Origin of the sequence: Xenorhabdus kozodoii (assembly GCF_002632875.1) — a bacterium.
Lineage (GTDB): Bacteria > Pseudomonadota > Gammaproteobacteria > Enterobacterales > Enterobacteriaceae > Xenorhabdus > Xenorhabdus kozodoii.
Window position 1 is genome coordinate 4,403 of the sequence record NZ_NJCX01000036.1, and the last position, 20,347, is coordinate 24,749.

The window sequence follows — 20,347 nt, forward strand, 5'->3', positions numbered from 1 at the left end:
ATAGCCACTCGCTATGCAAAAAATAGCGCGTCTTTTCTTGCCGCAGTGCAAATCCGTTGCCTTGTTCTTTGGCTGAAAATCTCATGACGACATCGTCTAGTGCTAACGTCGGTAGAAAGCCATGTGAAGCACCAGCACCGACAAGAAAGTTCAGATTATGATCGTAGATTTGATGTAAGTTAAATTCAGCAGTCATTTAAATCTATTTCCAAGCATAAGTCATGTCGATAGAAAGACTGAATAGCCACCGAATAAGACGACATAGGCTGGCTACACAGATAAGAAACTTAATAGATATTGATTCATTAGCTAAATTTGGTCAAAGAGAAAAGCTAAAGAATATAACATATTGATGGATAAAATGAGTTAAAGTAGGCTGATAAAACTAGTCTTATTATGAAGTTATATTTGATGGATTAAATTCCAATTCACCCGTAACATAAGCTGTTGACCCTACTCACCACAGCCGTTAATATTCCACTTACACTAATGATCCATCGCCTGTCAGGATCACCTTCGGGTGGCGAAGAAAAAACTCCTGTAGCCTGAAAGGGAGAGCAAGAATTGCGGTACATCTGCCCACCTTTGGAAGCGGATATTGCCAAGACACCTAAACCCTCGTCTGGCAATGAAGGTCTCTTAAACTAAAAATACGCCAAAAGGTGTTTTATCTTGTCACTGAAGTGTATTGAACGTGGATTCATACACTGGTGTTTCAAATCAACATAAATCCTATTTCTCTTGAATGAACAACAGGATAGTTTTTGCGTATCTGTTCATACTTTTATCTATCCCTGTTTGAATTACTCAACAGACAATCTTTCTACAGCTAATCCATTAACATGACTACCGTTTGACATTTAACTTTACGGCGTTTTGCTGTGCCTGATGGCACTTCAACGTTCGCACGATTTTTGTTGATTGTTTACAGAACTCAAGGCGTCACTTTTTGCGGATTTATCGCTGAAAGTGACGCCGCAGCCAAAAGGCAGCACAACCATTACAGGCTCACGCCTGCTTCACCAAGCAGTGAATCTGACACTGCATTTTTAGATTGAAAAAGGAGAAATTGACGATATCGAGGCTGGCTTTTAGCCGGTGGGGATGGCCTGTTAACACAGGCGGCAGTACTGCGTACTCAACCGATGCCCCGCAATACCTCAACCTGCGTTCACTCTGGCGCACAGATATCGATCAAGGGCAAGGCCAGTATTTTCTGTTTTGCTCGAACGGTCGCGCGCCAGAGATCGCATGCTATTAGGTATAAGTAGCGGGAGAAACTGATGAGCCGATTGATTAAAGAATTAAAATTTTTTGCCCGACAGGGTGGTGGCAGCCATAAGACCTGCCATGACCGTATTCGGATTGCAGGTCGTTTGGGCGCGCTGTTATTGAGCCTGAATATTCAGATTAAAAGCCTGAAGCATTTGAAAACAAAACATGTAGAACAGTATGTTGATGTCCGTTTATCTCAGGGCATTGCCAAGCGCACAGTGCAAAATGAAATGGCGGCACTGCGTAATATCTTCCGCATGGCAGGCCGGGAAAAGCTGGAAACCTCGCCACGTTTGAGCAATCAGGCATTGGGGTTAAGCGGAACCAGCCGTGCCGGAACGAAACAAGCAATCACTGATGCTACGTTTCAGGTTGTTTATCAAAAAGCCCTTGAACGTGATGCCGGGTTTGCCGTCACACTGAAACTCGCCCGCTTACTGGGATTACGTTCTCAGGAAGCGGTGCAATGTAGTGTTTCACTGAAAAGCTGGCGAAAACAGTTAGAGCAACCAGAGCCGAAACTGCATGTTGTCTTCGGTACAAAAGGCGGCCGACCACGGCAAACCCGTGTATTGGATGTTGCTATTGGATGTTGCCGCAGTGAAAGAGGCCGTCGAACAGGCAATTATCATTGCGGAACAACGTGACAGCAAGTTGATTAATAAACCTGATCTCAAACAGGCCATGAACTACTGGCGGACACATACAACAAAAATCGGTTTAACCGGTTGCCATTCTCCTCACAGTTTGCGTTATGCGTGGACACAGGATGCTCTGGCGTTTTACCAGCAGAATGGTTTTAGCCGTGAGGAAGCGAGAGCGTTGATTTCAATGAAATAAACCATGAGGTAAAATAATATATATTTTTTTTAATTTTATACTCATGGTTATAGTTTTTATTAAATCATTTTTTAATAATAAATTATTAAGGAATATATTTTGAAACGTTGTCAAAGATCGCCCGCATTCTCAGAAATAAAACAAGAGATACAAAAATATGCTAGAAACATGAATAAATGGTGGGGGAAATTACAGCACTATACAATTGCGGAATGGTCATTATTAATAGGTATAGGGTGCTGGGGCGTTCCAAATAAAGTAGCTCAAATAATTGCTTTTACACTCAGCTTGATGTTCTTTTTTGATAAGCTTTTTTCCATTGGTTATAAATATAGTTTCGCAAAAACGGAGAAGGCCATAAAGGAGAAAATAATAAAATTATATATCTCTGATGATGAAAGAGATATTTTATTTAAAAAATTAGATAATGTGAGAAGGTTCAAAAGTATTTGGAATTCTTGTTATGTATTCAAACGGAACTGGAAATTTATATTTGGAAGTACTTTTCTTGTGGGGTCATTTATCTATCAGCTTATGTTTAATGAAAATACTGATTATATAGTTAATATTTTTATATTAAATAAAATTGAAGGTATGTGATAGAAAATTAATGGATGTGTTATACCCATCGTAATTGAAGATGCTTGATTTTTCATTCGTATCAGAGCAGGATCGCACCCATGAAAATTACCTCTGACAGAGGCTCAAAAAGACGCCCTCGAATTGATGCACGATATGACTCGTGATGGGTGCGTACGTGACCGTATCAAGGCCGTGCTTTTAGCATCAGAAGCAACTGTCTTGAACACGATTTTTATGGCGTTATCTGCTGATACGAATCATTCCATTCTTCATCTTTTCTAATCATCGCATTTAAGATAGTCAGCAGTTTGCGCATACAAGCCACAAGAGCCACTTTTTTGGCCGTACCCGCCTTAACATCATGGGCGCCCTCAATTTGCAACAGATTGAAGAGACGGTTATTCGTGAATATCCGACGATTAACACGAAAAATGTCGTCCTGTTTTTCGGCTCAATCCGGGAAACTTATCCGCTGTCGCAAAAAATTCATCTCATTCTGGATGGAGCTGGTTACCACCGTGCTGAAATTGTGCAATTTTTTGCCGAAGTTCTGAATATCGAGTTGCATTATCTGCCGCCATACAGCCCTAATCTCAACCCGATTGAGCGATTATGGAAGTATGTGAATGAACAGGTAAGAAACAATATCTATTTCCCGGATGCCAAAACATTCCGTGAAACTCTTCATCATTTTTTCCATGTCACATTACCCGAAAAAGCACAGGAATTAACTACCCGACTGACAGATAATTTCCAGACTTTAATTCCTGCATCTTTAAGTTAATTGCGTATATACCAATCGCCTTTCAAGATGCGTCTTATATCTCCCCGCGTAGCGGGGAGATATAAACACTCTCGTTGGTTTGCAAACGGCAACTTGAAGTTAGATTGGTATATATAAAAAATATATTATGCGATTTTTATCACAATAATTTATCGTAAAGATATTGCGACCAAATAACAACCAATACACCTTACTTAGATTGCCAGCCATTCTCAACGGACAAAATAATGGGATAATCCATTTATTGAGCTGATAATCCAATGAATAATCCTGCAATGGTGGCGCTCATTAAATTGGATAAGGTTGCTGCTAATAGTGCTCTAATACCGAGTTGAGCGATATTAGCGGCTTTTTCTGGCACTGCTGCAATGAAAGCGCCGACGACAACCCCAATAGAACCGAAGTTAGCAAAGCCGCAAAGTGCAAATGAAATCACGGCAATTGTTTTAGGGTCCAGTCTAACGGCTGTATCCGTCAGGTAAGGAGAAAAATTTACATACGCGACAAATTCGTTAATTGCTAACTTCTGTCCGATCAGGTTGCCCGCCAGATCTGCATGCTCCTTACTGACCCCCATTAAGTAAGCAAGGGGCGAAAAAATATGGGCAAATACACTATCTAAACTGATACCCGCCAGGCCAAATTGGTTGCCAATGCTACCAATTACACCGTTTATCATCGCAATTAGGGCAATGAATGCCATAACCACTGTGGCGACCCCAACGGCAATTCTTAATCCGAGCATGGCACCGTTTGCCACGGATTCGATGACACTTGAGGGGCGATTTTCGCTAAATGAAATTTGTTCGAACTGTACCTGGGAAGGCTCCGTTGCTGGGCTGAGCAATCGAGCAAACAAGATCCCCCCAGGAATGGCCATCAACGATGCCGCTAACAAATATTCTATCGGAATCCCTAACCCTGCATAGCCGACTAACATAGAGCCCGCAAGCGAAGCCATACCGCTGCACATCACGGTGAATAGTTCATTACGGTTCATTTTGTTAACAAAAGGTTTTAAAACTGCCGGGAGTTCATTTTGCCCCAAAAAGATGGTTGTGACCGCCGCAAAGGCTTCTATTTTACTGATATTCATGGATTTTTGGAATGCATAGGCCAAGATATTGATCACCCATTTCATAATACCAAGATAATACAAAACAGAAATCAGGGTAGTGACAAAAATAATGGCGGGCAATACATGGAATGCAAAAATAAACCCCGCGCCATCAAACAGTTCATTCATTTTAGGACCAACTAAGCTACCAAAGATAAATGAACTTCCCGCTTCACTGTAAGCAATAATGGCATTAATGCCACTGGCCAGTTTGTGAATGAGCCATTTTCCAGCAGGAATGTAAAGCATAATGGCACCCAGACTGATTTGTAATAACAGGGCTGCACCTATCGTACGCAGGCTGATCTTTTTTTTGTTAACTGAAAATACGTACCCAATGCACAGGAGTAAGGCAATGCCGAATATGCCACGAAAAATATCCATTTATTTTTTATTTTCCTCATTTGGTTGATTTTAATTTGACTTTTATCTATATCTAATTCTGAAAATAGACACCCTGTTCTTCTGTATCAGAATAGTCTTTGTGGTGGGCATTTTTACTTCTTATTCCGCACAGGAAAAAACCCCACCATCTGTAAAATTATGTTTCCCTTTTAATAAAAAATAATGCTTTCTATGGTAGAACGTGACGTAATTCACTGTCTAATTTTGTCACACCCGAGAGAAATTATGATTGTCATATTACTGGTTTGGTACGCGGTGACATTTGAGGTTTCAGAAGTCGCGATGGTTTTATAAATTAAATGCGTCATTGATTGATATTAGAAATAACTAAAAACTGGGATATGGATACGGGGCAACATTACAGCCTACTATTGGGATGGAGTTGTGGTAGCGATGAGAACAACATCAATAAACACCCCTTATCCGCAAGTCCAGATAAATACTTGAAGATGAGCATTACCAAGTACTGGCGATAAATCATGCCAGGGAATGCTCGTTCTCATTCGGTAAAGACGCTTTCAAAGGCCAAACAATGTTCAGGTTTGTGATAAGTCCAACATTGATGCCGTAAATATTGGATTAAACTCCTGTGCGACGGTGAATAGACCGATTAATTTGCCATCAACGAAGACCACTATATCAATGGGCCAGTAGGCTCCCCATCCATCATGTTTACTAAAATCCTCAGCGCAGATTTCAGCCAAAGATTGAGGGCACAAACCACCTAACTTATTATTTTTTAGAGTATATCGATCTGCTTTATTCGCACCTATTACGGCGTACTCTATTTTCATTCAATCCCCCCAACCCCAGTATTCAATTTTTAGGACAAATTAGAATCAAATTACACATAACACTAATAATAGTGCATATGCAGTTAGGTGCTGAATTGATTACAAAAAAAGCGACATTTGTCAGATTACAAAAGTCTGGTGCCGTCAAAGGTGGGTGTAGAAACGATTGAGCGCAGCTAATTCGCTGAACTAACGAAAAACGGATCAATGCCTATAGGTTTATCATAACAATTCAGTGCATGGCATTGATATAAATGACAACACTGTTTTCATTAAGCCACGAGTTGCCTTGTCAGAGCTAATGTATGATTTACTCTTTATATGATCGGTATGGAGACCTGTTCAGGAGAGCACATTACTGGGCAGGTTACAATAACCGGGCACACATAAAAACTTGCGAATTGTGGCTGATAACACTTATCGAATTCACTGGTCCAGACACCATACCGGTATATAAACCACAACTAATATAATTATCAGAAACGATGTTTTCTACATTTCAAAAAATGTTTTTGATATAATAAAAAACATAACATCGGCAATATATCCTCACTTATACATTCAACCTAAAGTAAACGTGATAAACATCACGCTTTCATGTAATTTAACATCATTACCTCATGATGATTTTTCGCTATCAAGTAAAATTAAAACCCATTGTCTAAAATGTTTCATAACAACCTCAACACATTGGTTTTATTAAATTTTTAATAGCATAAAATATGGTTATCATGCTAATTTTTTTTATATCCTGATTTTTTGCTATTTTTTGGCACAAAATTTAAGACTATAATCACATTTTTAGCGAAAAGTTATATATCATTAAATTTACGATCTCTTTCCCACAACAGATACAACATATAAAAATGAGCTTTACTCCCCTTAACCAATGGAATAGAAATATGGTTGAAAACAATAAAAGGATTGAAGGATATAATATGAGGAAAATGGGTAACCTGGAATTCAGAATATTGCAACTTCTCAGGAAAAATCCTTTTCTCACCCAAGAAGAAGTCGCTGACATTATTGGTATCAGTCGTTCAAGCGTCGCAGGGCATATCCTGAACTTACAAAAAAAAGGCTATATAAAAGGTAAAGGTTATATTTTTTCCAGTGGAAATTATGTCGTAACCGTCGGTGCTTCCAACATAGATATCACTAGCTACGCATCTAATGAATTATTTAAAAAAGATTCCAACCCAGGGAAAACAAAATATACGCTAGGTGGTGTTGCTCGAAATGTTGCACATAATATTGCCATGTTAAAAAATGAAAGCTATTTAATCTCTGTTTTTGGTGACGACTCAAATGGAAAAAGACTTTTTAGAGAAACCCAGTTAGCCGGTGTTGATTTGGGGCACGCTCACAAATTAAATGATGAAAGAACATCGACCTATCATTCAATAATTGATAGTAATGGCGAGATACAAATTACTGCCGTCAGTGATATGGCTATTTTGAACAAACTCACGCCTGAATTATTGAACAAGTCAAAATCTCTAATTGAACGGGCGGGAATACTGGTTATCGACTGCAATCTGACAAGGGATGCACTGGAGTGGTTATTTAGACATTCAGGTAATGTCCCAATATTTGTTAATCCGGTTTCCACACATAAAGCCGGAATAATACGTCATTGGTTACCCTATATTCATACGATTAGACCCAATAGATTGGAAGCGGAAACAATCAGCGGTATTAAAATTAACTCAATAAAAGAGGTCCAATCGGTAACGTCATGGTTTCATGAACAAGGGGTTCAGAGAGTAATTTTAAGTATGGGCGCTGAAGGTGTGTATTATAGTGAACTGGATTATGTATCCGGGCATTTGCCGGCACTGCCTGTCAATATTGTCAATACTATGGGTTCCGGTGATGCCATGATGGCAGGGTTAGTTCATTGCGCTTTAGTCGGCATGGATTTTCAGGAAAGTGTACAGTTTGCACAACAATGCGCCGCCCACGTACTGGAGACAGAATTAACTTATTCACTTACCCTGTCTTCTTTCGCTGTTGAAAAGTTACTGGCCTTACTCTGATATTGCATTTTTTTCCCTACAGACATCATAAAACATAAAAATAAAAGGACTTAGGATATTTGGCTAAAGCCGGGCCAAAACCCGGCAATTTTTTTAATCTGTCCTCTATGACAAATTCCTACGCTTCCACACCTAATTATTTTTCTTTATGGCGATGAATAGTTTTTTACCAAAAACCTATACACTTCCAAATAAGCCTAAAAACTGCAAACTGTTGAGATTATGCCTATTCCCTCGGCTAGACACATCACATCCAAAAAATTGGTGAGGAATATCAAAAATATTGTTCGCTCACCAAAAAATATGAAAGGAAAGATATAATGGGGTGAAATACGCCCGTCAATGTGGAAATAGTAGTCGACAAGATTAAAACTGACAAACAAGCCCGGTATGGATACAATTTTGCAGATAAATATCCCAAAAACCTTGGGGATAACGTTTTAAATCGTTTTCTAAGACTGTTGGTTTTTGCCAGTCAAAACGATCAAGTCCCGCTTTTTTAATTGCAATTTCGTAGCTTTCCCGGCTCCAGCGATAAAAGGTGAAAGGGCTGGGGGGAGTTGTCAGAAATTCAGCCTGATAACGGAAACCATTTTTCCAAGGCTCCTCGCTCAAAATTGTAAAACCATAATTATCACAGTTTCCATTTTCTAATCGATAATCAGGCGACGCCATATAAGCGATTAATCTACCAGAGGGTTTTAAATGGTTAGCCGCGGCCTGAAACATGGTTTCAAGTTCATCCGTGGATTGTGCATAGTGGAATAAAAAAGCCGCGATGATGATATCAAATTTTCCGAGTGATTTCATTTCGCATACGTTTTGTACGTAAAATTCAATGTCATCACCACACTGCTTTGATTTAGCTTTGGCCAGTCCAATCATTTTTTCAGAAATATCGACACCGACAACTTTTGATGCCCCTCGTTGATGTAATTCCCGACCAAAATAACCATATCCGCAGGCTAAATCCAGTACTGATTTTCCGTGTATATCACCAACCATATTGAGTATGTCATGGAGTTCAGATTTTCGTTGTGCAACCGTATTGGAAAACTGTTCATAATGTTCCCCAATAGCATCATAATTTTCTCGTACATCCATTAGTAAAGCTCCTGATAAAAAGTCATTCTGCCTATTTATTTTTATGAAATAAGTCTGATAGGCAGATTATTATTAACCTGATGGCGATTTAGAACGGAATTCATGCGGATATAACCCACGTAAACTCTGGTTTTAGCCCGATGTGGATTGTCGCCGGATTAATCCCAAAGATTAATTTATCGAAAAAAAATTAGATATAATTATTTTTGTAACGCTACTAGCAGATATTATTCATAGCATCAGCATCCTGTTAATGTGAAACTCTCTTGACTCTTCCCGGTATTCTCGCCGAGTTGTAACCCAACGTGAACCACGGTGGGAAAGTTGACCTTTTACGCTTCGTTCACTGACCACGTCGTCAATTCCTTATCCAGAACTCGGGTTAATTAACTCAAGGGTTTCTTTTTGATAATGTAAAGCATCCTGGGTGACAATCGCCCCATCAAGCGCCAGTCATTCAATCAATTGTCGGGTAACTGGGTCTTCTTTACCGTTGCTTTCGGCGGCCCGATGGTACAGGGCAATCCCCGGCACCAGGTTAAAGGCCTGCTGAGCCCGCACGCCGACATTCATCAGCGCCTTAAATTGCTCCTCGTCATTCTGGTGTCCCGGCAAATAATGCTGGCCGGTCAGGTTAATCACCTGCTCACGGATCAGGCGCTGTTCATAAAAACCGTGCCCCAGACGTTTTGTAGTGATGTGATGGCCTTCTCAATTTCTGTCTCAATCCTCCTTCAAAGGGGAAAAATACAGTGGATTAGACTTCCTAATATCATAAAAAATAATATGCTGTCCGGAACCTTAGGTTGTCACGAGATTACTTGCGATTTAGTTATCTGCAAATACATTTACACCTGTAAGATTAGCTGTGAAATTCCATAGTCTTAAGGCTTCCGACGGATCAATCGCGTATTCACAAACACCGACAAAGGATCTTTCATAATCTGATGCAAGTCCGGTAATGTCACAATCTTCACAATAAAGTCCCCCCAGTCCATTCAAGGCCGGGTTTGTTGCTGCCCATACCTCAGTTGCAGCCCTTGTGCTGGAGATTTAAAGGTGGGATCAATCGGATTACCATCCCTATCCATCCATCCCTCGTTTGCCATCTCTTCATAAGACAGGTGTCGCTGGAGTGGGGTAAATATTTTTCCCGGATGCAAAGAAAATGCCCTGATGTTCCTGTTTTTTCCATACGTATCCAGTTGCAATGCAAAAAGCACATTAGCCGTTTTAGACTGTGCATATGCCACCCACTTGTCATAACCACGGGTAAACTGAATATCATCCCATCGAATTGGAGAATTATGATGACCAGCAGATGAAACACAGACTACTCGCCCTCCAGATCGGATATTGTTCCATATGAGATTCACCAGTACATAATGCCCAATATGATTTGTCGCAAACTGTGATTCCCATCCTGGGCCAACTCGTTTTTCTGGAGAAGCCATGATGCCAGCATTACAAATCACATAATCAAAGAGATATCTATTAGCATTGACATAAGCTGCCAATGTCCTGACAGAATTTATGTCCGAAAGATCAAGTGGAAGAATGGTAATATTGGTCAGCTCACTTAAGGCATTAGATGCACTCCCCATATCCCTTGCCCCCACCACCACATGAACACCTGCTTCTGATAGCGCTTTAGTCGCCTCATACCCCAATCCAGAATGTCCACCTGTGATAAAAGCTGTCTTACCTTTAATATCAATACCTTTAAGTACATCCGAGGCTGTTGATGACGCGTTGAATCCTGAATTGATCGGTTTTTGGACTCTCATAAATCCCCCACTAACTATTTTAGGATAACTCGGCTCTTACATGCGGAGTATAGAACTCCTCCAATGCAGCAATTTCATCATTATTAAGAAGTTGTTCTACTGATGTCACGCCAACGATTGGTGAAGCGATTGACGGTTTATAGCAGAATCATATTAATATGACATAATATCTAAACCTAAGATGACAAGGCATAACACGAGATGGGCTATAGCTTAGATTTTCGAAAGAGAGTACTGGCATACAAGGACAAGCATTCGTTGACTTTCGAGCAAACGAGTGCCCATTTTGACATCTCCATGCGTACCTTGTTTCGGTGGTGCAATAAGATAGAACCTTGCATGACCCGTGATAAGCCCGCCACGAAAATCCCTGATGCGGTGCTCATTGCGGATGTCCAAAACTTTCCCGATGACTATCAATGGGAAAGAGCAAAACGTTTAGGTGTCTCACAATCGGCCATTCATTACGCCTTGAAACGGCTTCGGATCACCCATAAAAAAAACACTAAAGCACCCTCGCGCTGATCCTCAGGCTCGTCAAGCCTTTATCGCGCGAATCAGCGACGATGAACGGACTGGCAGACCCATTGTTTATTTGGATGAAAGTGGTTTTGCTCAGTCGATGCCACGTAAACATGGGGATTCGGAAAAAGGGCTACGCTGTTTTGGAACGCATGACTGGCCCGCCAAAGGGCGTATTAACGCCATTGGCGCCATTATTGAAAATACCTTCGTCACCTTAAGCTTATTTACCGGGAACATGAATGGCGATGTTTTTAATGCGTGGGTGACGCAAGATTTACTGCCCAAGCTCCCACACGGGGCGGTGATAGTGATGGATAATGCCCCTTTCCATAAACGAAATGACACGACACAAGCGATAGCTGACAGCCGATGCCAACTGGAATGGTTTCCCGCCTATAGTCCCGATTTGAATCCCATCGAACACAAATGGGGGAAGCAAAAGCGATAAGAAGACAAAAAAGGTGTTCAGTTAATGAGCTGTTTACGGAGCATATTGAATGTGTCAGGTTATATTGATTTTGTTATAAGCACTTCCATTGGTTTGCAAACGGCAACTTGAAGTTGGATTGGTATAGGTCCATTACTACAATATGAATGGTGATGAATTATAAAATTTGTCTGTTTGCGGAGGCGTAATTCAGTGAGTTGTGAATTTGAAATTTGGTGCTGATAGTGAATACCTTTTATTGAATGTAGAGTATTATTGGTCTCCTGAATTGATTGAATTTTTACCGTTATAGGAATTACCATGCCGATTATTCAATAATCTGTGTGGCCGCCTTATTGTATTAATTTTTCTCAGTGCTGAGACGGTTTTTATTAATTCCTGACCTGTCATTTTATGCCATTCTGCCATCAGAACATGCCACCCAAACGGAATTCAAACCGTACTTTCCAATATTGATGAGCCGATTTTATTGATATTCACAGGCGGAGCAGTTTCCCCACCGCCTTCATGTTATTTAGCAATATGTATTGTTGATTAAATGAGGGAATAATTATGCAAGATAAAAAGCCTAATGTACCTGTTGCAGAAGATTGTACGCTTGTGATCGTTACAACCCCCATATACGTCAAAGAAACCATTGAAGAACACGCTCAAAGCCGTAACCATCCAGATGCAACACTGCAAGATAAAGGATTTGTTGTTCTGAGCAATGATACGGGTAGTGATAGTGAGACGATGGCAGCAACACCAAAGGCCGTTAAAACGGCGTATGATTTGGCGAGTACGGCGAACAACAGCGCCAATAATGCGAACAATGTCGCTAATAGCGCAAATGACAATGCCAATACCCGCTTAGCGAAAGACCAGAACGGAGCAGATATACCGGATAAGAAACAGTTTATTCAGAACCTTGGAATAGAGTCATTAATGGAAGAATTATCCTTTCCTGTCGGGGTGCCTGTTCCTTGGCCTACGGAAACACCGCCAGAAGGCTGGCTAATATGTAATGGTGCCTCGTTTGATACAGTAAGATATCCGAAACTTGCGCTTGCTTATCCCTCTGGCGTGCTACCTGATTTGCGAGGGGAGTTTATTCGCGGCTGGGATAATGGGCGAGGAGTCGACGCTGGGCGACAACTACTTTCTAATCAAGTGGCAGATATCGCTCCACATAGCCACAGAGTTCATCGTATGTGGTCCAGCTCAACTGCCGGAGCCGAGAATTTAGGTACAGGAAACCGCATTTTCAATAGTGTCAACACAAACATTAACTACGGAGCTGATCCCAGAGGATTGGGAATTGCTATAGGAATGGGGTCTGGTGGTTATGGTTATATGGATAATGCGATTGCTAATTCAACAGGGACAGAAACTCGTCCTCGTAACATCTCATTCAATTACATAGTAAGAGCAGCTTAATTCTGGGCTAATACATTCCAACCCGCCCCTCTGTCCTTACTTTGGTTGCTTAGATTGGCTAATTTTTCGGTATCGAGACATGGATGTCTAAACAACATCCCTTGTGAATATCATATACTCACATTGCCTGCCAGTAAGAAGCGGGCGAATACACAGCACATAGTTAATGGAAAGGCTTAAAATTACCTTTACCTTATGAGTTTGTCTTTTAGAATAGTGATAATCATTAATTATTTGATAGCCGGATTGCCTTATTGTTTTGTAATAAACGGTATAAAGAAAGCAAAATCGATTGGCAAGTTGCAGCGTAACCAATCGTGCTGCAACTTGAAATAGGACATTTATGGGTTATGCAACGCGATAATAGATTCAATCTCTATTTGCAAATCTGGGTGAATGAAATTGGATACTTCAACCAGAGAACAAGAAGGCAAATTTCCTTCATAGAAATCAAATAACAATGGACGAATTAATGGAAGTTGGTTAATGTTTTTAACGAAAATAGTGAATTTTACCAAATCTGATTTATGCCGGTTTTCCTGTTCAAGTATTGAGGTAATTTGTTGGAGAATGGAAAACGTTTGTGATTCAACATCCTGGTTTTGTGCTTCTGTGCCAAGAGCCGTTAAACCTGAAACATATAACAGGCCATGATGTTTGGTGGCATGTACATAGGGACCTTTGATTTGAGGCAAATTATCATAATTTATGCGAATAACCAAAATAATTCTCCTTAATGATTTCGACCTATATGCCTTTATTTTTCGAATTGCATTGTGATTGTCTGATCTGTGACCTGAAATGTCTGAGTATGTTATTCTAATGTCAAAGCGTATCTGTCGTAAAAACTTGTACAATATCGGTCAAGTTTAAGGATAAATAATGTTGTGTATGCTCATATTCAAAATGTTTTTTTAATGACTCGTGATCAGTAAATTTTTCCCACATAATAAAAGTGTGTGGGTTTTCACGAGATTGTTGGATAAAGAATATTTCACAGCCTGGCTCTAAGCGTGTTTTCTGTTGCAACGTTTTTAGTTCTTTCACAACGATATCAAGATCTGCATTCTCGTTAGCTTTAATTTCTGCTGTGACAAAATATCCATGATTATACATATTTATTGACCTTATGTTTTTTGATGAAGTGTTTAAATTCAATGTAAACACTTTTTATTAATTCCTAAGAAATAATATACCCTTAAATTTAAGGTTTAAACAAGTTATAGTCACTCAGTTCAATTGTCTGTTTTTGTTATTATGTTCAAAAAAATATTCTTAAATTGTTCAATGGCAGTTTCTTGGTTATTGAGGTTTATAAAATATAAAGATTGCCATTTTTGTGTTTCAATTGCCTGTTTTGATGTAGGGAAAACCCAGGTAGGATAGACTCGAATACCTCTTTTGCCTGATTTGGTTTGACTTGAGAAAATACCTTTTTTTATCAGTATAGGTGAGTCAAACAAAAAAATGCCTTTTTGATGTTCTGAAAAGGTCACTATTAGGCAAAAATCAATGTTATCCTTTTTTTCAAAAGGCATTATTTCTGAATCTGGAGTCGGCCTTTTCCAGAGGGTAACAAATTGCCCTTGTTTATTCGGTGTTGTTTTAGCTTGACGAAAAACGATTGATTTACCATCCAGTTGGAACCGTATGGCATGATAATCACGGCTTTCTATTTCGAGGTAGGGAACAGACGTTAATGGGTACTCAGAAGGAAGTAGAAGAGACTCTTTTATTTCGATAAAGATATCAGGCAGGTTATTTATACTTTGTTTTAATGACGCCAATTTGTACTTCCTCTTTCTTGATATGATTAAATCAACAGGAAATGATTGCTTGTATGAAATTATGCAAGACAACGTTATCATTTTATTGTAAATAGCATAAGCCCCTGTCTAAAAAGACAGGGGCTTATGCTGGAGGGAATAAACGCGCTTAATTAAGATAAAGGGTCAGGGCCATACCCGGTTTTATCTCTTTGGCTTTGATGTCTTTATTCCAATTGATCAAATCATCAAGATCTACACCGTGGCGTTTAGCGATGCTGAAAAATGAATCGCCTTTACGCACATGATAGGTGACCGGACCACTGTTATCTATTTTCAGGACTTGACCAATCTTGAGCCTATCCGCTGTTTTTATATTGTTCAGCTTTTGTAGCTCGCGGTGAGTCGTCTTGAAGCGTTTTGCAATCGCTGACAATGTATCTCCGGCACGAACCGTATAGTGGCTTTGTTGCTGCAACTTGTGGCTATTGTGTTTAACCGCCAGCCGGATGTCTTTCAAGACGTTTTTATCTGTCAAGGATGCCTTAAATTGGTGGACGTTCTTTCTCGGCAGCATGATGTAATGCGGCCCATAAGGAGACGTCATACCCTGTTTATAGCCTGGGTTATATGCCCTGATTGATGTCAACGACAGTCCAGCTAGCTCAGCCGCTTGTGACAACATGATTGGTTGTCCTATTTCGACCTTCGCCAGTGCGTGTTGGTTGTCAGGCTTCGGGAATTTGAAACCAAACTTTTCGTTATGGCGAATGATATTACTCAGTGCCAATATCTTGGGAACATAGTGCATTGTTTCCCGTGGCAGTGGTAATGACCAGAAATCTGTTGGTTTCCCTTGGGCTTGATTGTCTTTGATTGCACGTATAACCCTGCCTTCTCCGCTGTTGTAAGCGGCGATAGTCAAAAGCCAATCCCCATTGAATCGGGTGTTGAGGTATTCAAGCATATCAAGGGCGACGGTTGTTGATGCTGCAATGTCACGACGAGCATCGTACCATTTATCTTGTTTCAGACCGTAATAACGGCCTGTACTTGGGATAATCTGCCATAAACCTGCCGCCTTAGCGTAGGAAGTGGCATGAGGATCAAAAGCACTCTCCACTATGGGCAGCAATACCAGTTCCATTGGCATATGTCGGTTATCAAGTTGCTCAACTATCCAATAAATGTACGGTTCTGCACGTAATATCACATTTTGGATATGGCTCTTGTGTTTCAAATAATAGCCTTGTTGTTCGTTCACCCTGCTATTATCAGGAACTTCCATCTTCAACTCATCGCGGATATGTCCCCATAAATCTTGTTGGGCTGTCGGACTTACCTTCCAGTTTGCGAGATCATCGGATTCTGCAATACCGTCTACTTTCTGATTCGTTGAAGACATCTTCTGTGCTTGTTGCTGGGAAGGAGCCTCTGTTTGTAGGCTCGATTGACACCCAGCAAGAAGAACAGAGGTGAACAGGATCGCTTTTGTCTTCATGTTCTCTTCTGATGTTTGCCTAAAAGGCGAGCAATAATACTGGCCTATTACCGAGAAGACAACCCAATAAAATTAAAATCGATCTTTATAAGCTCTTAACTGCTGAAATATAGAAGAAAGTGGTATTGAATTCGGTTTGATACCGATATTTTTTTGTAAATCAATATCGTGACAATTTAAGAAAACATTGATTTTTTTCTCTGTTTGTAAATTTGTCGGGACGGTTGCCTGGTTATTTTCACGTAATTTAAGAATTTCTTGATAATAATCGTGAATAACCTGATTGTTAGGTAATACCGCTTTTGCAAATTTCATATTTGCCACAGTGTATTCGTGGGCACAGCAGATCAATGTATCATCGGGTAATAATGAAATCTTTTCCAGAGAGGAATACATTTGTTCGGCTGTGCCTTCAAATAAACGCCCACAACCGCCAGAAAACAGGGTATCTCCACAAAATAAATAAGGGGCCTGATAGAATGCAATGTGACCAAGTGTATGTCCGGGCAGCTCTATGACACGGAAAGAAAAACTTTCTATTTTAATGGTGTTATTTTCATGGACAATATGCGTTGTCCCTTTGCCTTGCGTCTCCCCAGGACCATATACGGGGAGTCCGGGATATTGTTTGAGTAATCCAGGAACCCCGCCAACGTGATCATGATGGTGGTGTGTCAGCAGGATCGCGGCGGGAATAAGCTGATTTGCTGCTAGAATATCAATGACGGGCTGTGATTCAGCGGGATCGATAATGACACAATGCTTGTTTGTATCACAAAGTAACCAAATGTAGTTATCTGAAAGGACAGGAACCCTGATAAGCTCCATTATACACCTCATGTTCATAGTAGGTTTATAGTCGGTTGAAAGGAAGATGACATGCGATCAGCACGTTCAATCAAGCAAATAACCCCCCCTGCTTCTTGGGTTGAGTTACCGTGGGGAGAGTATTACCGCGTCGCCCTGGAACGTCAATTGGAACCGTGGTGGCCAAAGATCTTTGGTTTTCATTTAGTGAAAATCGGTAACTTAAGCGCCGAAATTGATACGCGTTCCTGTTTGGTCAGCCATCAAGTCAATATTGGGTTACAAGGGCAGAATATGAATGTCATTACTGATCCCAATTACCTCCCCTTTGCAACAAAATCGGTTGATGCCTGTTTGTTGGCACATATGTTGACTTACAGCATTGATCCTCATTGGCTCTTGAGAGAAGTTGATAGGATCATGATCGATGATGGCTGGCTAGTTATCAGTGGCTTCAATCCAATAAGTCTATTGGGTTTCAGGAAAGTGATTACCCCGATATATCGTCGGCAATCTTGCAAGGCTCAGATGTTTTCAATGTTGCGCCAACTTGATTGGTTGCGTCTTCTTAATTATGAAGTTATTCATCATGCTAACTTTCATGTTTTACCGTGGCAAACGGGAAAGCATCTTGATAACGCCTGTCTGTCAATATTGGGTTGTCTGAATGTGATTATTGCCCGCAAGCGGACAATACCGTTGACATTAAACCCCATGCGGGCGACATTGTTGAAACCGAGATTCAGTAATGCGTTGGGTGCAGTGAAAAATATTCACCGACGCGATTAATTGGCAGGCTAATTTTCGCTTTCGATATAGCCATTATCCGCTTGGGTAGGGTGATTAGCGGCTGTGCGAGCCAACTCATCACACTGCTCATTCTCACGATGTCCGGCGTGGCCTTTGACCCAGCGCCAATCAATGTCGTGTAGTGAGATAGCGTTATCAAGTCGCTGCCAGAGATCAATATTGACGACGGGAGATTTGTCGGCTTTTTTCCAGCCGCGTTTTTTCCAGTTATGGATCCATTGGGTGATCCCTTGACGCACATACTGGCTATCCGTCGTCAAGATCACGGTACAGGGGCGTTTGAGCGATTCCAGCCCTATTATGGCTGCCATTAATTCCATGCGGTTATTGGTTGTGCGGAAATACCCCCCGCTCAAGGTTTTTTCTCGTTGTTGGTAGCGGAGTAAAACGCCATATCCGCCGGGACCAGGATTGCCGAGGCAAGAACCATCGGTGAAAATTTCTACCTGTTTGTTCATCTTTGGTAGACTCTTCCTATATCGTCTTTAATCAAACTCTAAGTCTGACATAAAAAAACACTATGAGCACTGCTATTACCCGTCAAATCGTCCTCGATACCGAAACAACCGGTATGAACAAGTTAGGTGTTCACTATGAGGGACACAACATCATTGAAATTGGTGCTGTGGAGGTTATCAACCGTCGTCTGACAGGACGCCATTTTCATATTTATATCAAACCGGAACGCTTAGTTGATCCCGAAGCGTTTGAGGTTCACGGCATCAGTGATGAATTTTTGCAGGATAAACCGAAATTCGCTGATATTGCGGATGAATTCATTGCGTTTATTCGTGGGGCTGAGTTGATTATTCATAACGCAACGTTTGATATCGGCTTTATGGATTATGAATTCAGTAAACTGAAGCGCGATATTCCCCCCACCGCTGAGTTTTGTACTATTACAGATAGCCTGACATTGGCGAGGAAACTTTTTCCCGGCAAGCGTAATAACCTCGATGCATTGTGTGACCGTTATCATATTGATAACTCAAAGCGTACTCTCCACGGGGCATTGCTTGATGCCGAAATTCTGTCTGATGTTTATCTGGCCATGACCGGTGGCCAGACATCATTGGCTTTTTCAATGGAAGGGGAGATATCAGGCAGTACGCAGGTTGCAGAAATCCAGAAAATTACTCGTCCGCAGGCAGGACTGAAAATTGTTTATGCTTCTGATGAAGAATTAATCCAGCATGAATCTCGTTTGGATTTGGTGGAAAAGAAAGGGGGAAGTTGTCTTTGGCGCCGAAAACCTGAACAGCCCCATTAAAAACAGCGGCAAAATGGTGATAAGTGCATGATTGAGGTGAAAAACTGTGCAAATGAACCATTTTGTTATAAAAAGCGATTGACGGATTTTAGTGTAGCCCGTATTATCCACCCCGTTCTCAACCAGAACACCCTGCGGTGCGGTAGTTCAGTTGGTTAGAATACCGGCCTGTCACGCCGGGGGTCGCGGGTTCGAGTCCCGTCCGCACCGCCAGAATTTATAAGCCCTGAGTTTTTGACTCAGGGCTTTCGTTTTTTACAGAACATCTCAAATCAACTTATAAAAATAGGTTGTCCCTGAAAATTCGCCATTGGCATCGATGACAAAATTGGGGATCTGCCCGACTTCAATAAAACCACATTTTCGATAAAGCGCGGAAGCTGGATCGTGAGTGCGTGTATCCAACACTAATAAATGGCGTCGATATTGTTTCGCTAAGCGTTCGAGTTCATTCATTAATTTCCTACCTATCCCACGCTGGCGGTAAGCGGTGTGTACCATCAGTTTTTCCACGTCGGCGCGATGTGGGCCATTCTTTTTCTTGCAAAGAGAAAGTTGTACTGAACCTGCGATATTTTCACCGTCTAACGCGATAAGCAGTAATCGATGACCAGATGTGAGATCTGCTTCAACATCTCGCCAATATTGTTCCGCTTCGTTCTCTTCTAATGGTGCAATAAAGCCGATGGAGGCATGACTTTCGACGCAATCATGCAGCAAGTGGATAAGTTGATCGCGTTTTGTATTGATAGCATTTAATTGCATGACGACTGGAACTACGATTGAACCAGATATAGGGTTGGATTTTGTCATGTGTTATTGATTTTGAAATGATAAGCGATTAAATAACCTACAATAAAATTTTTGCCATGTATACCAATCTAACTTCAAGATGCGTGTGATTTCTCCCCGCAAAGCGGGGAGAAATCAGGTTTCATATCGTGTTGTAAATTGCAACTTGAAGTTTAATGCGTATATACCAATCGCCATTGAAGATGCTTGATTTTTTATCCAAACCCGATCATGCTTACGACCATGAAAATTCATCTGACACCAGAACAAAAACGCGCCCTC

At 40.9% G+C, this 20,347-nt stretch carries 18 protein-coding genes, 1 tRNA gene and 5 pseudogenes; 11 read left to right on the forward strand and 13 right to left on the reverse strand.

Features of this window, described 5'->3' with window-relative positions:
* The 3 genes and pseudogenes from Xkoz_RS27235 to Xkoz_RS27245 form a co-directional block, all read left to right on the forward strand.
* Positions 1-87, forward strand: a pseudogene (locus Xkoz_RS27235) (IS5/IS1182 family transposase); the annotation flags it as partial.
* Between the two features lie 1,196 nt (positions 88-1,283).
* Positions 1,284-2,115 (forward strand): annotated as a pseudogene (locus tag Xkoz_RS27240) (integrase domain-containing protein).
* Positions 2,116-2,214: 99 nt separating this feature from the next.
* Complete coding sequence (locus Xkoz_RS27245; protein ID WP_208615269.1) at positions 2,215-2,715, forward strand: hypothetical protein; 501 nt, start codon at positions 2,215-2,217, stop codon at positions 2,713-2,715.
* 214 nt (positions 2,716-2,929) lie between these two features.
* Here Xkoz_RS27245 and Xkoz_RS27250 read toward each other — a convergent pair.
* Positions 2,930-3,049 (reverse strand): annotated as a pseudogene (locus tag Xkoz_RS27250) (IS110 family transposase); the annotation flags it as partial.
* Between Xkoz_RS27250 and Xkoz_RS27255 the strand changes: the two are divergent.
* Positions 3,041-3,481 (forward strand): annotated as a pseudogene (locus Xkoz_RS27255) (IS630 family transposase); the annotation flags it as partial. The pseudogenes Xkoz_RS27250 and Xkoz_RS27255 sit on opposite strands and share 9 nt — an antisense overlap.
* Positions 3,482-3,722: 241 nt before the next feature.
* On the opposite strand, the gene Xkoz_RS27260 reads toward Xkoz_RS27255, so the two are convergent.
* The gene (locus Xkoz_RS27260) at positions 3,723-4,982 is read right to left on the reverse strand and encodes a NupC/NupG family nucleoside CNT transporter (RefSeq protein WP_099142831.1); all 1,260 of its coding nucleotides are present in this window, start codon (positions 4,980-4,982) and stop codon (positions 3,723-3,725) included.
* A gap of 557 nt (positions 4,983-5,539) precedes the next feature.
* On the reverse strand, positions 5,540-5,797 hold the full coding sequence (locus Xkoz_RS27265; protein ID WP_099142832.1) for a hypothetical protein: 258 nt from the start codon (positions 5,795-5,797) through the stop codon (positions 5,540-5,542).
* A gap of 947 nt (positions 5,798-6,744) precedes the next feature.
* Here Xkoz_RS27265 and Xkoz_RS27270 point away from each other — a divergent pair.
* On the forward strand, positions 6,745-7,836 hold the full coding sequence (locus Xkoz_RS27270; protein WP_099142896.1) for a PfkB family carbohydrate kinase: 1,092 nt from the start codon (positions 6,745-6,747) through the stop codon (positions 7,834-7,836).
* Between the two features lie 366 nt (positions 7,837-8,202).
* Here the strand turns inward: Xkoz_RS27270 and Xkoz_RS27275 are convergent, their stop codons facing one another.
* From Xkoz_RS27275 to Xkoz_RS27285, 3 genes and pseudogenes are all read right to left on the reverse strand, one after another.
* Positions 8,203-8,940, reverse strand: a complete 738-nt coding sequence (locus Xkoz_RS27275; protein ID WP_099142833.1) for a class I SAM-dependent DNA methyltransferase — start codon at positions 8,938-8,940, stop codon at positions 8,203-8,205.
* Between the two features lie 369 nt (positions 8,941-9,309).
* A pseudogene (locus Xkoz_RS27280) lies at positions 9,310-9,468 on the reverse strand (ISAs1 family transposase); the annotation flags it as partial.
* 470 nt (positions 9,469-9,938) lie between these two features.
* The gene (locus tag Xkoz_RS27285) at positions 9,939-10,727 is read right to left on the reverse strand and encodes an SDR family NAD(P)-dependent oxidoreductase (protein ID WP_244183482.1); all 789 of its coding nucleotides are present in this window, start codon (positions 10,725-10,727) and stop codon (positions 9,939-9,941) included.
* A 201-nt stretch (positions 10,728-10,928) separates the two neighbouring features.
* Here Xkoz_RS27285 and Xkoz_RS27290 point away from each other — a divergent pair, with 201 nt between their 5' ends.
* The 3 genes from Xkoz_RS27290 to Xkoz_RS27300 all read left to right on the forward strand — a co-directional run bounded on the left by Xkoz_RS27290 (position 10,929) and on the right by Xkoz_RS27300 (position 13,119).
* Entirely contained in the window at positions 10,929-11,252 is a 324-nt protein-coding gene (locus Xkoz_RS27290; protein ID WP_099142835.1) for an IS630 transposase-related protein, read from the forward strand.
* Positions 11,253-11,274: 22 nt separating this feature from the next.
* On the forward strand, positions 11,275-11,700 hold the full coding sequence (locus Xkoz_RS27295) for a transposase (RefSeq protein WP_244183486.1): 426 nt from the start codon (positions 11,275-11,277) through the stop codon (positions 11,698-11,700).
* 600 nt (positions 11,701-12,300) lie between these two features.
* Entirely contained in the window at positions 12,301-13,119 is an 819-nt protein-coding gene (locus Xkoz_RS27300; RefSeq protein WP_244183483.1) for a tail fiber protein, read from the forward strand.
* Positions 13,120-13,460: 341 nt separating this feature from the next.
* On the opposite strand, the gene Xkoz_RS27305 is transcribed toward Xkoz_RS27300, so the two are convergent.
* The 5 genes from Xkoz_RS27305 to gloB all read right to left on the reverse strand — a co-directional run bounded on the left by Xkoz_RS27305 (position 13,461) and on the right by gloB (position 17,214).
* Positions 13,461-13,841 (reverse strand): RidA family protein, encoded by a 381-nt coding sequence (locus Xkoz_RS27305; RefSeq protein WP_099142837.1) that lies wholly within the window; start codon positions 13,839-13,841, stop codon positions 13,461-13,463.
* A gap of 103 nt (positions 13,842-13,944) precedes the next feature.
* The gene (locus tag Xkoz_RS27310) at positions 13,945-14,235 is read right to left on the reverse strand and encodes a putative quinol monooxygenase (RefSeq protein WP_099142838.1); all 291 of its coding nucleotides are present in this window, start codon (positions 14,233-14,235) and stop codon (positions 13,945-13,947) included.
* 119 nt (positions 14,236-14,354) lie between these two features.
* Positions 14,355-14,906: a MepB family protein gene (locus Xkoz_RS27315; protein WP_208615270.1), complete on the reverse strand. Its 552-nt coding sequence runs from the start codon at positions 14,904-14,906 to the stop codon at positions 14,355-14,357.
* A gap of 148 nt (positions 14,907-15,054) precedes the next feature.
* The gene (gene mltD / locus Xkoz_RS27320; RefSeq protein ID WP_099142840.1) at positions 15,055-16,386 is read right to left on the reverse strand and encodes a murein transglycosylase D; all 1,332 of its coding nucleotides are present in this window, start codon (positions 16,384-16,386) and stop codon (positions 15,055-15,057) included.
* A 72-nt stretch (positions 16,387-16,458) separates the two neighbouring features.
* Positions 16,459-17,214, reverse strand: coding sequence for a hydroxyacylglutathione hydrolase (gene gloB / locus Xkoz_RS27325; RefSeq protein WP_099142841.1), 756 nt, complete (start codon positions 17,212-17,214; stop codon positions 16,459-16,461).
* 51 nt (positions 17,215-17,265) lie between these two features.
* Between gloB and Xkoz_RS27330 the strand changes: the two genes are divergently transcribed.
* Positions 17,266-17,982: a methyltransferase domain-containing protein gene (locus tag Xkoz_RS27330; protein ID WP_099142842.1), complete on the forward strand. Its 717-nt coding sequence runs from the start codon at positions 17,266-17,268 to the stop codon at positions 17,980-17,982.
* Positions 17,983-17,990: 8 nt separating this feature from the next.
* On the opposite strand, the gene rnhA is transcribed toward Xkoz_RS27330, so the two are convergent.
* A complete protein-coding gene (gene rnhA, locus Xkoz_RS27335; RefSeq protein ID WP_099142843.1) occupies positions 17,991-18,461 on the reverse strand; it encodes a ribonuclease HI in 471 nt (156 codons plus the stop codon).
* Positions 18,462-18,523: 62 nt separating this feature from the next.
* On the opposite strand from rnhA, the gene dnaQ reads away from it, so the two are divergent.
* Positions 18,524-19,273 (forward strand): DNA polymerase III subunit epsilon, encoded by a 750-nt coding sequence (dnaQ, locus tag Xkoz_RS27340; protein WP_099142844.1) that lies wholly within the window; start codon positions 18,524-18,526, stop codon positions 19,271-19,273.
* 136 nt (positions 19,274-19,409) lie between these two features.
* Positions 19,410-19,486: transfer RNA gene (locus tag Xkoz_RS27345), tRNA-Asp, on the forward strand.
* 54 nt (positions 19,487-19,540) lie between these two features.
* On the opposite strand, the gene Xkoz_RS27350 is transcribed toward Xkoz_RS27345, so the two are convergent.
* Positions 19,541-20,086 carry a GNAT family N-acetyltransferase gene (locus tag Xkoz_RS27350; protein ID WP_208615271.1) on the reverse strand — a complete coding sequence of 182 codons (546 nt, stop codon included), beginning with the start codon at positions 20,084-20,086 and terminating at the stop codon, positions 19,541-19,543.
* Positions 20,087-20,347: the final 261 nt, after the last annotated feature.